Annotated in this window: 17 protein-coding genes; 11 read left to right on the top strand and 6 right to left on the bottom strand. The window is 67.9% G+C overall.

Annotated features, from left to right (window positions below; all coding sequences use genetic code 11):
- The first annotated feature begins 44 nt into the window (after positions 1-44).
- From N416_RS0118205 to secG, 8 genes are all read left to right on the top strand, one after another.
- Positions 45-1124: a YvcK family protein gene (locus N416_RS0118205; protein WP_024443534.1), complete on the top strand. Its 1080-nt coding sequence runs from the start codon at positions 45-47 to the stop codon at positions 1122-1124.
- Positions 1121-2098: a DNA-binding protein WhiA gene (gene whiA, locus N416_RS0118200; protein ID WP_024443533.1), complete on the top strand. Its 978-nt coding sequence runs from the start codon at positions 1121-1123 to the stop codon at positions 2096-2098. The genes N416_RS0118205 and whiA overlap by 4 nt, the downstream gene beginning before the upstream one ends.
- Before the next feature lie 98 nt (positions 2099-2196).
- Positions 2197-3564: an HNH endonuclease signature motif containing protein gene (locus tag N416_RS0118195; protein ID WP_024443532.1), complete on the top strand. Its 1368-nt coding sequence runs from the start codon at positions 2197-2199 to the stop codon at positions 3562-3564.
- A 62-nt stretch (positions 3565-3626) separates the two neighbouring features.
- The gene (locus N416_RS0118190) at positions 3627-5378 is read left to right on the top strand and encodes a DUF3556 domain-containing protein (protein ID WP_024443531.1); all 1752 of its coding nucleotides are present in this window, start codon (positions 3627-3629) and stop codon (positions 5376-5378) included.
- Between the two features lie 47 nt (positions 5379-5425).
- Positions 5426-6448, top strand: a complete 1023-nt coding sequence (gene gap, locus N416_RS0118185; RefSeq protein ID WP_024443530.1) for a type I glyceraldehyde-3-phosphate dehydrogenase — start codon at positions 5426-5428, stop codon at positions 6446-6448.
- Positions 6449-6455: 7 nt separating this feature from the next.
- A complete protein-coding gene (gene pgk / locus N416_RS0118180; RefSeq protein WP_024443529.1) occupies positions 6456-7688 on the top strand; it encodes a phosphoglycerate kinase in 1233 nt (410 codons plus the stop codon).
- Positions 7688-8473 (top strand): triose-phosphate isomerase, encoded by a 786-nt coding sequence (gene tpiA / locus N416_RS0118175; RefSeq protein WP_024443528.1) that lies wholly within the window; start codon positions 7688-7690, stop codon positions 8471-8473. Before pgk ends, tpiA begins: the two co-directional genes overlap by 1 nt.
- Before the next feature lie 43 nt (positions 8474-8516).
- On the top strand, positions 8517-8750 hold the full coding sequence (gene secG, locus N416_RS0118170) for a preprotein translocase subunit SecG (RefSeq protein ID WP_024443527.1): 234 nt from the start codon (positions 8517-8519) through the stop codon (positions 8748-8750).
- Positions 8751-8986: 236 nt separating this feature from the next.
- Here secG and N416_RS0118165 read toward each other — a convergent pair whose 3' ends face one another.
- The 6 genes from N416_RS0118165 to tkt are packed head-to-tail and all read right to left on the bottom strand — an operon-like array spanning position 8987 to position 15836.
- Positions 8987-9382, bottom strand: coding sequence for an ATPase (locus N416_RS0118165; protein WP_024443526.1), 396 nt, complete (start codon positions 9380-9382; stop codon positions 8987-8989).
- Positions 9382-10125, bottom strand: coding sequence for a 6-phosphogluconolactonase (gene pgl, locus N416_RS0118160; RefSeq protein WP_024443525.1), 744 nt, complete (start codon positions 10123-10125; stop codon positions 9382-9384). The genes N416_RS0118165 and pgl overlap by 1 nt, the downstream gene beginning before the upstream one ends.
- Complete coding sequence (opcA, locus tag N416_RS0118155; RefSeq protein ID WP_024443524.1) at positions 10122-11033, bottom strand: glucose-6-phosphate dehydrogenase assembly protein OpcA; 912 nt, start codon at positions 11031-11033, stop codon at positions 10122-10124. Before opcA ends, pgl begins: the two co-directional genes overlap by 4 nt.
- The gene (gene zwf, locus N416_RS0118150) at positions 11030-12586 is read right to left on the bottom strand and encodes a glucose-6-phosphate dehydrogenase (protein ID WP_024443523.1); all 1557 of its coding nucleotides are present in this window, start codon (positions 12584-12586) and stop codon (positions 11030-11032) included. The genes opcA and zwf overlap by 4 nt, the downstream gene beginning before the upstream one ends.
- Positions 12587-12590: 4 nt before the next feature.
- Positions 12591-13703: a transaldolase gene (tal, locus tag N416_RS0118145; protein WP_024443522.1), complete on the bottom strand. Its 1113-nt coding sequence runs from the start codon at positions 13701-13703 to the stop codon at positions 12591-12593.
- 33 nt (positions 13704-13736) lie between these two features.
- A complete protein-coding gene (tkt, locus tag N416_RS0118140; protein WP_024443521.1) occupies positions 13737-15836 on the bottom strand; it encodes a transketolase in 2100 nt (699 codons plus the stop codon).
- Positions 15837-16066: 230 nt separating this feature from the next.
- Here tkt and N416_RS0118135 point away from each other — a divergent pair, with 230 nt between their 5' ends.
- From N416_RS0118135 to N416_RS21850, 3 genes are all read left to right on the top strand, one after another.
- On the top strand, positions 16067-16990 hold the full coding sequence (locus N416_RS0118135) for a heme o synthase (RefSeq protein ID WP_036458524.1): 924 nt from the start codon (positions 16067-16069) through the stop codon (positions 16988-16990).
- Positions 16991-17236: 246 nt separating this feature from the next.
- On the top strand, positions 17237-18811 hold the full coding sequence (locus N416_RS0118130) for a PPE domain-containing protein (protein WP_024443519.1): 1575 nt from the start codon (positions 17237-17239) through the stop codon (positions 18809-18811).
- A gap of 20 nt (positions 18812-18831) precedes the next feature.
- On the top strand, positions 18832-19185 hold a 354-nt coding region (locus N416_RS21850; RefSeq protein WP_036458522.1), incomplete at its 3' end, for a PPE family protein.

The raw sequence follows: 19185 nt of genomic DNA, 5'->3' as shown, positions 1-19185 counted from the left end.
GCCGGCGGCAGTGCAGTGCGAAGCGATGAGGAGAAGCGGCGCCAATGAGTGTTGAGCCCGCGCAAGGCAATCCGAGCATCGTCGCGCTCGGTGGTGGGCACGGCCTGTACGCGACGCTGTCGGCTGCCCGCCGGCTGACCCCACACGTCACCGCGGTGGTGACCGTTGCCGACGACGGTGGCTCCTCGGGTCGGTTGCGCGGCGAGCTCGACGTGATACCACCCGGGGACCTGCGGATGGCACTGGCGGCGCTGGCCTCCGATACCCCGACCGGCCAGCTGTGGGCGACCATCTTGCAGCACCGCTTCGGTGGCAGCGGCGCCCTTGCCGGGCATCCGATCGGCAACCTGCTGCTGGCCGGCCTCAACGAAGTGCTGGCCGACCCGGTCGCCGCACTCGACGAGCTCGGCCGGATGCTGGGGGTCAAGGGGCGGGTGCTGCCGATGTGCCCGATCGCGCTGCAGATCGAAGCCGATGTGTCCGGATTGGAGGCCGACCCGCGACTGTTCCGGGTGATCCGGGGGCAGGTGGCCATCGCGACCACCCCGGGAAAGGTACGCCGGGTACGGCTGTTGCCGGGCAATCCGCCGGCTACCCGCCAAGCGGTGGACGCCATCATGTCCGCGGATCTGGTGGTGCTCGGCCCGGGCTCGTGGTTCACCAGTGTGATCCCACACCTGCTCGTACCGGGTCTGGCCTGGGCGCTGCAGAAGACCACCGCCCGTCGTGCTCTGGTGCTCAACCTGGTGGCCGAGCCGGGGGAGACCGCGGGATTCTCCGTGGAGCGACACCTGCACGTACTGGCGCAACACGCACCCGATTTCACGGTGGACCACATCATCATCGACGCAGGCCGAGTGCCCAGTGAACGCGAGCGCGAACAACTGCGGCGTGCCGCCACATTGTTCGCTGCCGAGGTTCGGTTCGTGGACGTGGCTCGACCTGGTACACCTTTACATGACCCAGGAAAGTTGGCGGCGGCGCTGGACGGGGTTCGGAACATCGACGCATCGACGTTGATCGCTCCGACACCGGTCGCGACGCATGCCGAGGGCGGGGGCCGGCAATCCGGCGTGAGTGGACCGAGCGGGCTCGGGCCGGGAGGTGACAAGTCGTGGCGATGACGGCCGAAGTCAAGGACGAGCTGAGCCGTCTCGTGGTCAGTTCGGTGAGTGCTCGCCGCGCCGAGGTCGCGGCGCTGCTGCGCTTCGCCGGCGGACTGCACATCGTGGCCGGTCGGGTCGTAGTCGAAGCCGAGGTGGACCTGGGGGTCATCGCGCGGCGGCTGCGCAAGGACATCTTCGACCTGTACGGCTATAACGCGATCGTGCACGTGCTGACCGCCAGCGGGATGCGCAAGAGCACCCGCTACGTGCTGCGCGTGACGAAGGACGGGGAAGCTCTGGCTCGTCAGACTGGGCTGTTGGATCTGCGCGGGCGCCCGGTGCGGGGCCTGCCGGCCCAGGTCGTCGGTGGCAGTGTCGCTGACGCCGAAGCTGCTTGGCGGGGAGCGTTTTTGGCGCACGGTTCCCTCACCGAGCCGGGACGCTCATCGGCTCTGGAGGTCGGCTGCCCGGGCCCGGAGGCCGCCCTGGCGCTGGTCGGCGCGGCGCGCCGGCTCGGGGTCAGCGCCAAGGCCCGCGAGGTGCGTGGAGCGGACCGGGTGGTGGTGCGCGACGGCGAGGCGATCGGGGCGCTGCTGACCCGCATGGGTGCCCAAGACACCCGGCTGGTCTGGGAGGAGCGCCGGATCCGCCGCGAGGTACGGGCAACGGCCAACCGGCTGGCCAACTTCGATGACGCCAACCTGCGCCGCTCCGCGCGGGCGGCCGTGGCGGCGGCGGCGCGGGTGGAACGCGCACTGGCGATCCTCGGCGACACCGTGCCTGATCATCTGGCTTCGGCCGGCAAACTGCGGGTCGAGCACCGGCAGGCCTCCCTGGAGGAACTGGGCCGGCTGGCTGACCCGCCGATGACCAAAGACGCGGTGGCAGGACGCATCCGGCGGCTGTTGTCGATGGCCGACCGCAAGGCCAAGCAGGACGGCATTCCCGACACCGAGTCTGCGGTCACCCCGGAGCTGCTCGAAGACGCCTAGCGGTGTGCTTATCCCCAGTTGGGGGTTGATCCACAGCCCGGGGTGCCGGCGACCTCCGGTTGGGGGTCGGTGTCGGGGGTGGTTTTTAGCGTCGGGGTATGGCAACAGCACTGGGCGTGGTGGCGGCGCGGGAGCAGGTCTGTGCTGCTCTGGATGCCATTGATGCCGCCCAGGACGTGTTGCGGGCGACCTCGACGGATCTGGTGGGCAACGACTTTCGGGTCGACATCGCCGAGCGGCTGGAAACCCAGGACCGGGTGAATCGCGGGTTGATGTACCGGATCTTCGGCGAACTCGCCGACCCGCCCGATGGTTGCGGTTCGATCGCCGCAGCACGGGCCGCCCTATGGGAACGGCTGCGGATCACCCCACGCGAGATCACCCGCCGCTGCCGTGTGGCCGCCCGCATCCGGCCCCGCCGCTCCCTGACCGGGGCGGTTCTGCCTCCTGAACTACCAGCCCTGGCCACCGCGGTGCAGTCGGGTGCGGTCGGGGAGGACCACATCCGCGCGGTCTGCCAGGCCGTCGACGTGCTGCCCACCTCGGTGCCACCTGCCGACGTCGCCGATGCCGAAACGGCGTTGGTCTCGCATGCCACCCGAGTCGATGCCGGGGTGGTCACCAAGATCGGGCAGCGCATCGCCGATCACCTCAACCCCGATGGGCTGTTCAGTGACCGCGACCGGGCGCGACGGCGCAGCCTGACCCTTGGTCGCCAAGGTCTCGACGGCATGTCCAAACTCACCGGGCTCCTCGACCCCCAAACCCGCGCCTACTTCGAAGCCGTTGCCGCCGCCGTGCGCCCCGGACGGCATGTGCCCGACGGACCTGGGGAACGCGATGACCGCAGCCCCGGGCAGCGCTGCCACGACGCGTTCAAACTCGCGATGTCCACCGCCATCGCCTCCGGCAAACTCGGCACCCACCGCGGCCACCCCGTCACCGTCATCGTCACCACCACCCTGGCCGAACTCAACCAAGCCGCCCACGCCGCTTGCGACCCCTCGCTGACCATGCCACCACCAGCCTTGACCGGCGGTGGATCCCGGCTGCCCATGCGCGACCTGATCACCATGGCCGCCCAGGCGATCCACTACCTGGCCGTCTTCGACGACCACACCACACGCCCGCTCTACCTCGGCCGGCAAAAACGCGTCGCGACCGCTGATCAGCGGTTGATCTGCTACGCCCGTGACCGCGGCTGCACCCGACCGAACTGCCTAGAGCCCGGCTACCACTGCGAAGTGCACCACTCCCAGCCCTGGGCACGCGGCGGACGCACCAACGCCGACGAGCTGTTCTTCGCCTGCGGCTGCGACCACACCGACACCACCGACGGCCGCCAACACACCATCATCACCACCACCGGACGCCTCGGCTGGACCGACGGCACCACCCCACCACAGGTGACAACGCCCACCACCGGAGAAGAACTCCTGCGCGGTGATTCCGACCCGCCCGAATGACCGTCGCACGCCTGCACTTGCCGCTATAACAGAACGGGCACACGGCAGGGAGTGAGGACAGTATGGGGTTCATCAAACCGTCGGTTCCCGACGTCGACCCCGAAACGTGGCGCGCCACCCCGTGGGCGACCCGGATCCAGGTCTGCAGCAGGCACTGGGCCGAACAGGGTTTCGGCACCCCATCGGGGGTCTACCTGATCTACCTGATCAAGATCGCGGCCTACGCCGCAGGCGCCGCAGCGGTCATCGCGCTGACTCCGGGCCTGGGCGAACTCGGCCGCATCGCCGACTGGTGGACCCAGCCGATCGTCTATCAGAAACTCGTCGTCTTCAGTCTGCTGTTCGAGATCCTGGGCCTGGGCTGCGGATCCGGTCCGCTGACCGCCCGGTTCTGGCCGCCCATCGGCGGTGTCCTGTACTGGTTGCGGCCCAACACAATCCGCCTGCCGCCGTGGCCCGGCAAGGTCCCGCTCACCCGCGGCGACACCCGCACCGTGGTCGACATCGCCTTGTATGCCGCCGTCCTGGGCTGCGGTGTCTGGGCATTGTTGTCAGCGGGGCACGGCGATCCCGGCCCGGTGGGTCTGCTGGACCCGATGGTGGTGACGCCGATGGTCGTCGCACTGGTGCTGCTGGGCCTGCGGGACAAGACGATCTTTCTGGCCGCCCGCGCCGAGCACTACGGCCTGACGCTGCTGGTCTTCTTCTTTCCCTACGTCGACCAGATGGCCGCGTTCAAGCTCATCATCCTCGGGCTGTGGTGGGGTGCGGCCACCTCCAAGCTCAACCACCACTTTCCCTATGTGGTCGCGGTGATGACGAGCAACAATGCCCTGCTGCGCTCCAAGATCTTCACCGGCCTCAAACACCTGATGTACCGCGATCACGTCAACGACCTGCGCCCCACCCGGATTCCGCAGCTCATGGCGCACGTCGGCGGCACCACAGCCGAATTCGTCGTGCCGGCGTTATTGGTGCTCGTCGCCGGTGATCACCCGTGGCGGTGGTTCTTGATCGCGTTCATGGTGATCTTTCACCTCAACATCCTGTCCAACCTCCCGATGGGAGTCCCGTTGGAATGGAATGTTTTCTTCCTCTTCTCGCTGTTCTTCCTGTTCGGACAGCATCCCGAAGTCAGCGTCTACGAACTGCGGTCGCCGCTGTTGATGGCCATCCTGTTCACCGGACTCATCGTTATCCCGGTGGCCGGGAACATGTTTCCGCAGCAGATTTCGTTCCTTCCCGCCATGCGCTATTACGCCGGAAACTGGGCGGCCAGCTTCTGGTGCTTCCGCGCCGGCACCGAGGACATCGTGGAGGCCAACGTGGTCAAGAGCTCCGCGCTGGTCATCAACCAGTTGGCGAAGTTCTACGACCAGTCCACCGCCGATCTTGTCGCCGACAAAGTCCCGGGGGCGTTCCGTGCCATGCACCTGCAGGGGCGGGCACTGAACGGCTTGCTGGCCCGAGCGCTCGACAACGTGGCCGACTACAACATCCGCGACGGCGAGATCATCGCGGGCCCGCTGATCGGGTGGAACTTCGGCGAAGGCCACCTGCACAATGAGCAGCTGCTCACGGCGGTGCAGCGCCGCTGCCACTTCGCCGAGGGCGAGCTGCGGGTGATCGTGCTCGAAGGCCAACCCATCCACCGGAAAGAGCAGGCCTACCGGATTGTCGACGCCAAATCGGGGCTGATCGAAGCCGGTTACGTGGCGGTGGCCGACTTGCTCAGCCGCCAGCCGTGGCCCGAACCCGGCGACGAGTTGCCGGTCCGCCGTACCGAAGGTTCTGTGGGGTCCGTCACGCACTAGGCTGGCTAGCACTACACCAGCAAACTGAGAAACACGAGGAGAGACCAGTGACGGTCCGGGTAGGCGTGAACGGCTTCGGCCGCATCGGGCGGAACTTCTTCAGGGCATTGGACGCACAAAAAGCTCTGGGCAACAACACCGACATCGAGATCGTCGCGGTCAACGACCTGACCGACAACGCCAGCCTGGCGCACCTGCTGAAGTTCGACTCAATCCTGGGCCGGCTGCCCCACGACGTCAGCCTCGAAGGCGACGACACCATCGTCGTCGGCAACACCAAGATCAAGGCGCTTGAGGTCAAGGAAGGCCCGGCCGCACTGCCCTGGGGTGACCTGGGTGTCGACGTCGTCGTCGAGTCCACCGGCATCTTCACCAACGCCGCCAAGGCCAAGGGCCACCTGGACGCCGGCGCCAAGAAGGTCATCATCTCCGCGCCGGCCACCGATGAGGACATCACCATCGTGCTGGGCGTCAACGACGACAAGTACGACGGCAGCCAGAACATCATCTCCAACGCGTCGTGCACCACGAACTGCCTTGGCCCGCTGGCCAAGGTCCTCAACGACGAGTTCGGCATCGTCAAGGGTCTGATGACCACCATCCACGCCTACACCCAGGACCAGAACCTGCAGGACGGCCCGCACAGCGACCTGCGTCGCGCCCGCGCCGCCGCGATCAACATCGTGCCCACCGGAACCGGTGCCGCCAAGGCGATCGGCCTGGTGCTGCCCGAACTGAAGGGCAAGCTGGACGGCTACGCACTGCGGGTGCCGATCCCCACCGGTTCGGTCACCGACCTGACCGCCGAGCTGAGCAAGTCGGCGTCGGTGGAAGACATCAACGCCGCCATGAAGGCCGCCGCCGAGGGCCCGATGAAGGGCATCCTGAAGTACTACGACGCCCCGATCGTGTCGAGCGACATCGTCACCGACCCGCACTCGTCGCTGTACGACTCCGGGCTGACCAAGGTGATCGACAACCAGGCCAAGGTGGTCTCCTGGTACGACAACGAGTGGGGCTACTCCAACCGTCTGGTCGACCTGATCGCTCTCGTCGGCAAGTCGCTGTAACGCGATCGTGGCCGTCAAGTCAGTCGAAGACCTGATCGCCGAGGGTGTGGCGGGGCGGGGCGTGCTGGTGCGCTCCGACCTGAACGTCCCGCTCGACGATGGAAAGATCACCGACCTGGGCCGGATCACCGCGTCGGTGCCCACACTGCGCGCGCTGGTCGACGCCGGCGCCAAGGTCGTGGTGACCGCCCACCTGGGCCGGCCCAAGGGCGGTCCGGACCCCAAACTGTCGCTGGCGCCGGTCGCGGCCGCGCTCGGCGAGCAGTTGGGCCGCCACGTCCAGTTGGCCGGTGACGTGGTCGGCACCGACGCGTTGGCCCGCGCCGAGGGCCTGACCGACGGTGACGTGCTGCTGCTGGAGAACATCCGCTTCGACGCGCGGGAGACCAGCAAGGACGACGGCGAGCGACTGGCGCTGGCCCGGGCGCTGGCTGAGCTGGTGGCCGCGCCGGATGGTTCGCCGGGGGCGTTCGTCTCCGACGGATTCGGTGTGGTGCACCGCAAGCAGGCCTCGGTCTACGACATCGCCACGCTGCTCCCGTCGTACGCCGGGACGCTGGTCGCCGCGGAGATCCAGGTGCTGCAGCAGCTGACCGAGTCCACCGAGCGGCCCTACGCCGTAGTGCTGGGCGGTTCGAAGGTTTCCGACAAGCTGGGCGTGATCAAGTCGCTGGCGACCAAGGCCGATTCCATCGTGATCGGCGGCGGGATGTGCTTCACCTTCCTGGCCGCCCAAGGCCTTGCGGTCGGGACGTCGCTGCTGGAGGCCGACATGGTGGACACCTGCCGGCAACTGCTCGATGACTACGCCGATGTGCTGCGGCTGCCGGTGGACATCGTCGTCGCCGACAAGTTCGACGCCGCCGCCACCGGCGAGGTCGTCGCCGCGGACGCCATTCCGGACGGAAAGATGGGCCTGGATGTCGGCCCGGGTTCGGTGGAGCGGTTCGCCGCACTGCTGGGCAACGCCAAGACCATCTTCTGGAACGGGCCGATGGGCGTGTTCGAGTTCCCGGCGTTCGAGGCCGGCACCAGGGGAGTGGCCGAGGCGATCGCAGCCGCCACCGCCAAGGGTGCGTTCAGTGTTGTGGGTGGCGGCGACTCCGCCGCGGCGGTACGGGCGCTGGGTCTGCCGGAGGACGGTTTCTCGCACATCTCCACCGGCGGCGGAGCGTCCCTGGAATACCTTGAGGGCAAACCACTGCCAGGCTTGCAAGTTCTGGAAACCGGAGGTTCGTAATGAGTCGTAAGCCGCTGATCGCCGGCAACTGGAAGATGAACCTCAACCACTTCGAGGCCATCGCACTGGTGCAGAAGGTGGCTTTCGCGCTGCCGGACAAGTACTTCGACAAGGTCGATGTCACGGTGCTGCCGCCGTTCACCGATCTGCGCAGCGTGCAGACCCTGGTCGACGGCGACAAGCTCCGGCTGACCTTCGGCGCCCAGGACGTCTCGCAGCACGACGCGGGCGCCTACACCGGCGAGATCAGCGGGGCGTTCCTGGCCAAGCTGGGCTGCACCTTCGTCGTCGTCGGGCACTCCGAGCGGCGCAGCTACCACGGTGAGGACGACGCGCTGGTCGCCGCGAAGGCCGCCGCCGCCCTCAAGCACGGCCTCACCCCGATCATCTGCATCGGCGAGCACCTGGAGATCCGGGAGGCCGGCAGCCACGTCGAGCACTGCCTGGAGCAGTTGCGTGGCTCGCTGGCCGGCCTGAGCGCCGAGCAGATCGGTGCCAGCGTCATCGCCTACGAGCCGGTGTGGGCCATCGGAACCGGCCGGGTGGCCGGTGCGGCGGATGCGCAGGAGGTGTGTGCGGCCGTGCGCGGCGAGCTGGGCAAGCTCGCCTCGCCCAAGATCGCCGACACCGTCCGGGTGCTCTACGGCGGGTCGGTCAACGCCAAGAACGTCGGAGAACTCATCGGCCAGCCGGACGTGGACGGCGGCCTGGTCGGCGGGGCGTCGCTGGACGGTGAGCAGTTCGCGATGCTGGCGGCGCTGGCTGCCGGCGGGCCGCTCCCTTGACCCAGAGCCTTGACGCACCAAGGCGAACGGTAGGGTAACTCCCATGATCTTGACGCTGCAGATTCTCTTGGTGATCACCAGCCTGCTGGTGATTCTGCTGGTGCTGCTGCACCGCGCCAAGGGTGGCGGCCTGTCGACTCTGTTCGGTGGCGGTGTGCAGTCCAGCCTGTCCGGCTCGACCGTGGTCGAGAAGAACCTGGACCGGCTGACCTACTTCGTCATCGCGATCTGGCTGACCTGCATCATCGCGGTCGGCCTGCTCATCAAGTACGCGTGATCTGCCCCCCAGCCCGGCTTAGACCGGCTGGGGCTGGTGGTCGCCGCCCGGAGGCGGCGCCGACAGCGGGGCAGAAGGGCGATGCATAACGGTGTCCTGGTCTGTTTTGAACTGCTCGTAGATCGCGTTGGGTGTCGCGGTTCGGTGGCGGGCAGTCGATCACGGTGCTTTGGTGGGTCGAATTCTCCGACGCCTCTGAATGCGCAGGGAGGCAGGGGGTATGAAACCCTGACGGCTCAGCGCACCCGGTTGCGCATGGCATTGAATATGCCGCGCACCGCGTTTTCGGTCGCTGTCAACGGAGACATCGCCGTCTCGCCGACTTCGACCAGGTAGTCGATGCGATTGACGATGGCCTCCACCGGTTCGATCAGCGTGACTAAGCGGCGGGCCAGGTCATCGAGGCTGGACATGGTGTCCTCAAGGTGATCCAGGCCGCCGCCGAGGCGTTCGATCGTCGCGTTGAGATTGGACAATGAGCTGTTGAGCTCATTCATGGTGCCGCCCAGACCGTCCAGCACATCTTCAAGCTGCCCGACCGTCACGTCGGCGTTCAGGGCAGCCTGAGCCAGGGTCTTGAGTCGCTTACGTTCCGTGCCGGATACTGAGCTTCTGTCTGCCATAGCGCTCATTATGACGTGGCGGGCAGCAGCGAGGCGGCTGCTTCATCGAGCAACCACACCGTCTGTTCGCGCCCCGTCGCCCCGGCGGCGGGCACCGCGACCGGGTCCGCACCACCGACCGCGGCGGCGACCGCCTCGGCCTTGGGCTCACCGGCCACCACCAGCCACACTTCGCGGGAGCGCTGGATCGCAGGAATTGTCAGGGTGATTCGGCGTGGGGGAGGCTTGGGCGAGTCGTAGACCGGCAGCACCAGCCGGGCGGACTCGGCGACCGCCGGGGTGTCCGGGAACAAGGAGTTGACGTGGCCTTCACCCCCCATGCCCAGTAGGTGCACGTCGAAGTCCGGCGTGCGCTCGCCGGGTTCGGCATGATCGGCCAACACCTGCTCGTAGGCCAGCGCGGCCACATCCAGATCGTCGCCGAACGCGCCGTCGCTGGCCGCCATCGCATGAACATTGCCGGCGGGGATCCCGACGTGGTTCAGCAGAGCCGCGCGGGCCTGCTTCTCGTTGCGTTCGTCGTCGTCGCTCGGCACGAACCGGTCATCGCCGAAATACACCTGCACGCAACCCCAGTCGATCCGCGCAGCATGCTCGCGGAGCCGGCGGAGGATCCCGATGCCGGTACCGCCGCCGGTCAGCACGACCAACGCCCGGCCTCGGGCGGCGATCGCCGATTCGACGGCATCGGCCAGGCGGTCACCGGCAGCGGCGACCAGTGCGTCGGTGTCGGGGTAGGTCGCAACGATCACAGATACTCCACTTCTTCCAGGCCCGTCAGCGCGGCACCGTAAATCACGTCCGCATCCAGCCGGCGCAGATCTTCAGCCAGACACTCCGCGGTCACCCGGCGGGGCAGCGGCACCAGCGCCGCCGGCCTCCCGGTGCGGCTCAAAGTGGCGGTGACCCCGTCCTGGGGGCGGCTCAGCTCCACGGTCTCGCTGTCGCGGGTCAATTCGATCTTCAGTTCGCCGACCGCACGCCGCACCGGACCGTCGATGCGACTGGCCAGCCAGCCGGCCAGGATGTCCAGGGCCGGTTCGGTCGCCAGCCCGGAGACCACCGCCGAGCGGATCGGCTCGAACGGTGGCTGATCCAGTGCGGAGGCGAGCAACGCCCGCCAGTAGGTGATGCGACTCCACGACAGGTCGGTATCGCCGGCGGTGTAGCCGTCTCGGCGACTGTTGATCGCCGCCCGGGGATCGGGGGCGTTGGTGGCGTCGGTGATGCGCCGCAACGCCAGGGCCCCCAGGGGGTCGGTGGCCGGGGCTGCGGGCGCGACGTCGGGCCACCACGCGACCACCGGAATATCGGGCAGCAGGAAGGGCACCACGACCGCGTCAGCATGGCCGGCCAGCGGACCGTAGAGCCGCAGCACCACCACCTCGCTGGCGCCGGCATCGCCGAACATTCGCACTTCGGCGTCCAAGCGCGACTCACCGGTGTCGGGGTCTCCGCCGACCACCGCGATCACCCGGCTCGGGTGTTCTTGGCTGGCGATGTTGGCCGCCGCGATGGACTCATCGAGCAGGGCGTCGGTTTCCAGCGCGATGATCAGCGTCAGCACCCGCCCCGTCGTCGCCGCACCGACTTGCTCGCGGATCGCGTTGAGCTTCTTGTTGATCGCGGTGGTGGTGGTGTTCGGCAACTCGACAATCATGGGCGCCGCCATTCCCGGCCGGAGCGGGTCAGCATCTCGAACGCCGACCGCGGTCCCCAACTTCCGGCCACATACGGCTCGGGCTTGCCGTGCTCAGCCCAGTTCTGGAGGACTGGATCGAGGATCTCCCAAGACAGTTCGACCTCGGCGTTGACCGGAAACAGGGAGGGCTCACCCAGCAGCACATCCAGGATCAGACGCTCGTAGGCCTCCGGTGAATCCTCGGAGAACGTCGAGCCGTAGGAGAAGTCCATGTTGACGTCACGGACCTCCATCAGGTGGCCGGGCACCTTGGACCCGAATCGCAGTGTGATGCCCTCGTCTGGCTGCACCCGAATCACCAACGCGTTCTTGCCCAATTCGTCGGTCATGGTGTCGTCGAACGGCAGGTGCGGTGCGCGCTTGAACACCAGTGCGATCTCAGTGACCCGCCGGCCCAGGCGCTTCCCGGTGCGCAGGTAGAACGGGACGCCGGCCCAGCGCCTCGTGTCGACCTCCAGCGTGATCGCCGCGAAGGTCTCGGTCCGTGAATCGTGAGCGAACCCCTCCTCGTCGAGCAGGCCCACGACGCGCTCGCCGCCCTGCCACCCGGCGGCATACTGACCGCGAGAGGTGGTCTCATCCAGCGGCTGCGCCAGCCTGGTGGCCGAGAGCACCTTGATCTTCTCGGACTGCAGTTCGGCAGGGGAGAAGCTCACCGGCTCCTCCATCGCCGTGAGGGCCAGCAACTGCAGCAGGTGGTTCTGGATCACGTCCCGGGCAGCGCCGATGCCGTCGTAGTAGCCGGCTCGCCCACCCAAACCGATGTCCTCGGCCATGGTGATCTGCACGTGGTCGACGTAGTGGGCGTTCCAGATCGGGTCGAACAACTGGTTGGCGAAGCGCAGCGCCAGGATGTTCTGGACGGTCTCCTTGCCCAGGTAGTGGTCGATCCGGAACACCGCTTCCTCGGGGAACACGCTGTTGACCACGCTGTTGAGTTCGACCGCACTGGTCAGGTCGTGACCGAACGGCTTCTCGATCACCACCCGGCTCCACCGGCCATCCCGCGGCCGGGCGAGTCCTGTCGAGTGCAGCTTCTCGCAGACCACCGGGAACGCGTGGGGCGGAATCGACAGGTAGAAGGCGTGATTGCCGCCGGTGCCGCGCTCGGCGTCGAGGTCCTCGAGGGTCTGCGCCAGCCGGGCGAAGGCCTCGTCGTCATCGAAGGTGCCGGTGACGAACCGGAAGCCGGACGCCAGCCGGTCCCACACCACCTGCCGGAACGGGGTCCGGGCGTGCTCTTTGACGGCCTGGTAGACCACCTCGGCGAAATCCTCGTCGGCCCAGTCGCGGCGGGCGAAACCGACCAGCGCAAAGGTCGCCGGCAGCAGACCGCGGTTGGCCAGGTCGTAGATGGCCGGCATGAGCTTGCGCCGGGCCAGGTCGCCGGTGACCCCGAAAATCACCACGCCGCAGGGGCCGGCGATGCGGGGCAAGCGTTTGTCTCGCTTGTCTCGCAGCGGGTTCTGCCACCCCGAGGAGGTGTTTCGCGCTGCCCCGGCGCCGGCCATCAGATCACTTGGCCTCTTCGAGCTGCGTCGCCGTGGCGTCCAGCAGTTCGCCCCAGGACGCTTCGAACTTCTCGACGCCTTCGTTCTCCAGCACCAAGAACACGTCGGTCAGGTCGATGCCTGCTGCGGTGAGTTCGTCGAAGACCTGCTGGGATGCTGCCGCGGTTCCGGCGATGGTGTCACCCGTGATGTCGCCGTGGTCGGCGACGGCGTCCAGCGTCGGTTCCGGCATGGTGTTGACGGTGTGCGCCGCGACCAGCTCGGTGACATACAGGGTGTCCGGGTAGTCGGGGTTTTTCACCCCGGTCGACGCCCACAACGGCCGCTGCACCCGCGCACCGTCGGCCGCCAGCGCGGCGAAGCGCTCGCCGGCGAACACCTCCTCGTAGGCCGCGTAGGCCAGCCGGGCGTTGGCCAGACCTGCCTTGCCGCGCAGCGCCAGAGCCTCGGCCGAGCCGATCTTCTCCAGCCGGGCGTCGATCTCGGTGTCCACCCGCGAAACGAAGAACGACGCCACCGAGTGGATCTTGGCCAGGTCGTGTCCGGCGGCCTTGGCGGCCTCCAGACCGGCCAGGTAGGCGTCCATCACCTCGCGGTGCCGCTCGACGGAGAAGATCAGCGTGACGTTGACCGAAATCCCTTCGGCCAGTACCGCGGTGATAGCCGGCAGACCCGCCTTGGTGGCCGGAATCTTGATGAACAGGTTCGGCCGGTCGACGATCTTCCACAGTTCGACGGCCTGGGCCACGGTCTTGTCGGTGTCATGGGCCAGCCGCGGATCGACCTCGATCGACACCCGCCCGTCCACGCCGTCGGTGGCCTCCCATGCCGCAGCCAGCACGTCGCAGGCGTTGCGCACGTCGTCGGTGGTGACGGTGCGGATCACCGCGTCCACGTCGGCGCCGCGGGCGGCCAGCTCGGCCAGCTGCTTGTCGTAGGCGTGGCCCTTCTCCAGTGCTTTCTGGAAGATGGTCGGGTTGGTGGTCACGCCGACCACGCTGCGGGTGGCGACAAGGTCGGCCAGGTTGCCGGACGTGAGCCGGTCGCGGGACAGATCGTCGAGCCACACCGACACGCCCGCGGCGCTGAGAGCGGCAAGCTTGGGATTCTGAGTCATGTTGCGCTCCTTCTCAATCGGTTTCGATTGACGTCAGTTTTCCAGTGTTCTTTCGGCGGCGGCGACGACAGCCTCCGCGGTCAGACCGAACTCACGGAACAGCGTTTGGTAGTCGGCGGACTCGCCGTAGTGCTCGATCGAGACGATCTCGCCGGTGTCGCCGACGATCTTGTGCCAGCACTGTGCGATACCGGCTTCGACCGCCACCCGGGCCGACACCGACGGTGGCAGCACTGCATCGCGGTAGTCGGCCGGCTGCGATTCGAACCACTCCAGGCATGTCATCGACACCACGCGGGCATTGATGTCCTTGGCCGCCAAGAGTTTCTGCGCTTCGACCGCGAGCTGCACCTCCGAACCGGTGGCGATCAACACCACGTCGGGGTCGTCGGCGCCGACGGCTTCCAGGCCGCCCAGCACGTAGCCGCCGCGGGCGACGCCTTCGGCGTCGGTGCCCTCGATGATCGGCACGTTCTGCCGGGTCAGGATCAGCCCGACCGGACCGCTGCTCGCGCCGCGGGCCAGCACTGTGCGCCACGCGTAGGCCGTCTCATTGGCATCCGCCGGTCGCACCACCGACAGCCGGGGGATGGCGCGCAACGCCGCCAGGTGCTCGATCGGCTGGTGCGTCGGACCGTCTTCGCCGAGCCCGATCGAGTCGTGCGTCCACACGTAGATCGGGTCGATGTCCATCAGCGCCGCCAACCGCACCGCGGGCCGCATGTAGTCGGAGAACTGCAGGAACGTGCCGCCGTAGGCGCGGGTGGGCCCATGCAGCACGATGCCGGACAGGATCGAGCCCATCGCGTGCTCGCGGATCCCGAAGTGCAGGGTGCGGCCGTAGGGGTCGGCGGTGTACTCGCCGGTGGAGATCGACGCCGGCCCGAACGACTTGACGCCGTCCATGGTGGTGTTGTTGCTGCCCGCCAGATCGGCTGAGCCGCCCCACAATTCGGGAAGCTTGGCGCCTACTGCGTTGAGCACCTTGCCGGATGCGGCGCGGGTGGCAACGGCCTTGGAGCCGGGCTCCCAGTACGGCAGCTCGGCGTCCCAGCCCTCGGGCAGCTCGCCTGCGATCAACCGGTCCAGCAGCGCCTTGCGCTCCGGCTCGCGGGCCGCCCACGACTCGAACTGCTCCTGCCAGTCGGCGTGGGCCTGCTTGCCGCGTGCCACCAGCCCGCGGGTGTGGGTGATCACGTCTTCGCGGACGTCGAACGCCTTGTCCGGGTCGAATCCGAGTGCGGCTTTGGTGGCTGCCACCTCGTCGCCGCCGAGCGCGGAACCGTGGATGGCGCCGGTGTTCATCTTGCCCGGGGACGGGTAACCGATGATCGTGCGCAGCGAGATGAACGACGGCTTGTCGGTGACGGCCTTGGCATTCGCGATGGCCTCCTCGATGCCGGTCACGTTCTCGCCGCCCTCGACCTCCTGGACGTGCCAGCCGTAGGACCGGTAGCGGGCCGCGGTGTCCTCGCAGAGCGCGATCGCGGTGTCGTCCTCGATGGAGATCTTGTTGTGGTCGTAGAACACGATGAGGTTGCCCAGCTGCTGGACGCCGGCCAGCGAGGAGGCCTCACTGGTGACGCCTTCCTGGATGTCGCCGTCGGAGGCGATCACGTAGACGAAGTGGTCAAACGGGCTCTCGCCGGGGGCGGTGTCGGGGTCGAACAGGCCGCGCTCATAGCGTGCGGCCATCGCCATGCCGACCGCCGAGGCCAAGCCCTGTCCGAGCGGGCCGGTGGTGATCTCCACACCCTTGGTGTGGCGGAACTCCGGGTGCCCCGGGGTCTTGGAACCCCAGGTGCGCAGTGCCTCGATGTCGGCCAGTTCCAGCCCGAAACCGCCCAGGTAGAGCTGGATGTACAGGGTCAGGCTGGAGTGCCCGCAGGACAGCACGAACCGGTCGCGGCCCAACCAGGTGGTGTCGGACGGGTCGTGGCGCATCACCCGCTGGAACAGCGTGTAGGCCAGCGGCGCGAGGCTCATCGCGGTACCCGGGTGGCCGTTGCCGACCTTCTGCACCGCGTCGGCGGCCAGCACCCGGGCGGTGTCGACTGCGACGGAGTCGATCTCGGCCCAGTCAGCGGGGTGGTGCGGGCGGGTAAGGGCGGAGATCTCTGCAGCAGTGGTCACGAACGTCGGGTCCTCATCTTTGAGATAGGTCTTCAAATGCAAGCCAGGTTGCTTCTCACCCTAATGCGGGCACGCGCAGTGTTGCAGGTCCGGTTGCCGTGTGGATTCGCCGTGAATTGACCCTGCGATTCGGACGACCTGGCCAGGCGGTCTACCATCGTCCGTAGTAGAAGCTGGCGTCCGTCCGTAGTAGAAGCTGGCGTCGCAGCTGCCATCCTAGGAGTCATCACGTGAGTATTCGCGAGCGCGCTGAGCCGCGCCGAATACGCGCCGTGCGCAACACGTTGTTGGCGTACCTTTCGCTGACCAAGCCCCGAATCATCGAGTTGCTGCTGGTCACGACCATTCCGGCGATGCTACTGGCCGACCGCGGCACGGTGAATCCGTTGCTGATCTTCAACACGCTGATCGGCGGGATGCTGGCCGCCGCCAGCGCCAATGCGCTGAACTGCGTCGTCGACGCCGACATCGACAAGGTGATGAAGCGCACTGCGCGCCGCCCGCTGGCTCGCGACGCGGTGCCGACCCGCAACGCTCTGGTGTTCAGCCTGGGGCTCGGTGCCGCCTCGTTCGTGTGGCTGTGGCGTACCACGAACTTGATATCGGGCCTGCTGGCCATGGCCACCATCGCGTTCTACGTGCTGGTCTACTCGATGATGCTCAAGCGGCGTACCTCCCAGAACGTGGTGTGGGGCGGAGCGGCCGGTTGCATGCCGGTGGTGATCGGCTGGTCGGCGGTCACCGGCACCATCGGCTGGCCCGCGGTGGTGATGTTCTTAGTGATCTTCTTCTGGACGCCGCCGCACACCTGGGCGCTGGCGATGCGCTACAAGGAGGACTACGCGGCGGCGGGGGTGCCCATGCTGCCGGTGGTCGCCAGCGAGAATGTGGTCACCCACCGGATCGTGGTCTACACCTGGGCGACCGTGCTGGCCACGTTGGCGCTGGTGCCCGCCGCAGGCTGGCTCTACGCCGCGGTCGCGGTATTGGCTGGCGCGTGGTTCCTGGCTATGGCCCACCAGCTGTACGCGGGCGTGCGTCGCGGTGAGCCGGTCAAGCCGCTGCGGCTCTTCCTGCAGTCGAACAACTACCTGGCGCTGGTCTTCTGTGCGCTGGCGGTGGACTCGGCCATCGGCCTGCCGACCCTGTTCTAGGTCTTCCCGCTCCATTCGAACCGGGTTTCCCGGTCGTTGTCGGCGCGCTCCGTGACGCTGAGCCGCGAAGTCTGCATGTGACTGAGCGTGCCGGGGTGGCCATTCACTTCACTTCGTTGTCGGGGCTAACGCGGAGGCGGAGTCTCTTGCGGGGGCGGCCGCAGCGGGTATTCAATTGCCGATAATGAAAACCATGTTCAACAACTTGGTGGACGGCAGTCGGTGACGGCACCGGCGCCGGCATGGATGGCATCTCCGCCCGAGGTGCACTCCGCGTTGCTGAGCGCCGGAGCGGGACCCGGCCCGCTGCTGGCTTCCGCTTCCGCCTGGTCGGCGCTGGAAGCCGAGTACGTTGCCGCCGCGGATGAACTGCAGGGGGTGCTGGACTCCGTCGGGGCGGGGGCGTGGCAAGGCCCGAGTGCCCAGGCGTATGCGAGCGCTCACTGGCCCTACCTGGCGTGGCTGACCCAGGCCGGCGCGGACAGTGCGGCAACCGCGGCCCAATATGAGACGGCTGCGGGGGCGTATGTCAGCGCGCTGGCCGCCATGCCGACGTTGCCGGAACTGGCCGCCAATCACGCCACCCATGGGGTATTGGTGGCGACGAATTTCTTCGGCATCAACACCATCCCGATTGCGTTCAACGAGGCCGACTATGTGCGGATGTGGGTGCAGGCCGCCGCGACCATGGCGACGTATCAAGCGGTCAGTGGCGCCGCGGTGGCCGCGATGCCGCACACCCCGGCGGCGCCCCCGATCGTCAAGGCCGACGCGCACCCCGCCCATGGCGACGATCCCACCGACCCCACGGTCAATGGTCCGCTGGATCAGCTGATCGCCAAGATTCTGCAGACCGCCAGCAACGGGCAGATCAATTGGGATCCCGCCCACGCGATGGTGAACGGAATTCCCTATGACCAGTACACCGATGCCGGCCAGCCGATGTTCTGGTTGGTGCGGGCGCTGGAACTGTTGGAGGACTTTCAGCAGCTCGGGGTGAATTTCCAGCAGAACCCCGCGCTGGCGTTTCAGTATCTGGTTCAGCTCGCCGAGTTCGACTGGCCGACACACCTCGCCGAGATCGGCTCCTGGCTGGCCCAATCGCCGCAGTTGTTCGCGGCCGCGATCGGCGTGCTGATCGCCCCGGTAGGCGCGGTGGGCGGTTTCGCCGGGCTGGCCGGATTGGCCGGTGTGCCACAGCCGCTCCCGCCGCTGCCGGTGGGCGCCACTCCCGATGGCTTCGCCGGGTTCGGATCCGGCTCGGCGGGAGCGCCGGTACCCGCGACGCCGACCACGCCGGCCCCGGCTCCGGCGCCCGCGCCGGTCCCGGTGACGGCCGGCGTCAGCGGCCCCGCGCCGGCGGCGCCACCTCCGCCGCCGGGCGCCGCGCCGTTCTTCCCGCCGTATCTGCTCGGTCCGCCCGGCGTTGGCGCCGGGACCGGCATGCCCGTCGGGGCCGCAGCGTCGCGCAAGGCCTCGCAGCCGCGCGGTAGTGCGACCGCCGCTGCGGCTACCGCGGCCGAGCGTGCTCAGCGGCGGGCCCGGGTCCGCAAGCGAGCTGCGGTGCGCAGGCCCGACGACGCGGTCATGGACCTCAACGTCGGGGTCGCGCCGGAGTGGGCGGAGCCGGCTGAGGTGGGCTTGACCGCGTCGTCGCGCGGAGCGGCCGGATTCGCCGGCACGCTGGCCCGCGACGGCGCCCCGGCCGGGGGGCTGACAGTGTCGGGCGGCGGCGTTTTCGACGACGCTGCACGCATGCCCGTGCTGCCCGGCAGTTGGCGCACCGAAAACGAGCAGGAGTTCGGGCGCCCGAAACTATAGATTCGCTAGAGTGAATCCTTGTGTTCGGGCCGATGTGGATGGCGTCTCCACCTGAGGTGCATGCGACGCTGCTCAGCTCCGGTCCGGGCCCCGGCCCGCTGTTGGCTGCCGCCGGCGCGTGGTCGTCCCTGAGCGTGGCGTACACCGCGGCGGCGCAGGATCTGACCGCAGTATTGGCTTCGGTAGCGGCCGGGCTGTGGCGCGGTGTGGCCGGTGAGCAGTACCAGGCAGCGCACCTGCCGTATCTGGCGTGGCTGGATCGAACCGCCGCAGACAGTGCCCGAATGGCGGCCGCACACGAACAGACGGCGGCGGCGTATATCGCCGCGTTGGCGGCGATGCCGACGCTGCCGGAACTGGCCGCCAATCACGCC

This window comes from Mycobacterium sp. UM_WGJ (assembly GCF_000455125.1).
In the GTDB taxonomy this organism is placed as follows: Bacteria; Actinomycetota; Actinomycetes; order Mycobacteriales; family Mycobacteriaceae; genus Mycobacterium.
Note: the sequence above shows the minus strand (reverse complement) of the source record. Positions and strands in the feature narration are given on the sequence as shown.

What these genes read in the sequence shown, in the direction of transcription:
- N416_RS0118205 (WP_024443534.1), top strand. Translation starts at nt 45, where the DNA reads ATGAGTGTTGAGCCCGCGCAAGGCAATCCGAGCATCGTCGCGCTCGGT.
- whiA (WP_024443533.1), top strand. Translation starts at nt 1,121, where the DNA reads ATGACGGCCGAAGTCAAGGACGAGCTGAGCCGTCTCGTGGTCAGTTCG.
- N416_RS0118195 (WP_024443532.1), top strand. Translation starts at nt 2,197, where the DNA reads ATGGCAACAGCACTGGGCGTGGTGGCGGCGCGGGAGCAGGTCTGTGCT.
- N416_RS0118190 (WP_024443531.1), top strand. Translation starts at nt 3,627, where the DNA reads ATGGGGTTCATCAAACCGTCGGTTCCCGACGTCGACCCCGAAACGTGG.
- tpiA (WP_024443528.1), top strand. Translation starts at nt 7,688, where the DNA reads ATGAGTCGTAAGCCGCTGATCGCCGGCAACTGGAAGATGAACCTCAAC.
- secG (WP_024443527.1), top strand. Translation starts at nt 8,517, where the DNA reads ATGATCTTGACGCTGCAGATTCTCTTGGTGATCACCAGCCTGCTGGTG.
- N416_RS0118165 (WP_024443526.1), bottom strand. Translation starts at nt 9,382, where the DNA reads ATGAGCGCTATGGCAGACAGAAGCTCAGTATCCGGCACGGAACGTAAG.
- opcA (WP_024443524.1), bottom strand. Translation starts at nt 11,033, where the DNA reads ATGATTGTCGAGTTGCCGAACACCACCACCACCGCGATCAACAAGAAG.
- zwf (WP_024443523.1), bottom strand. Translation starts at nt 12,586, where the DNA reads ATGGCCGGCGCCGGGGCAGCGCGAAACACCTCCTCGGGGTGGCAGAAC.
- tal (WP_024443522.1), bottom strand. Translation starts at nt 13,703, where the DNA reads ATGACTCAGAATCCCAAGCTTGCCGCTCTCAGCGCCGCGGGCGTGTCG.
- N416_RS0118130 (WP_024443519.1), top strand. Translation starts at nt 17,237, where the DNA reads ATGGCATCTCCGCCCGAGGTGCACTCCGCGTTGCTGAGCGCCGGAGCG.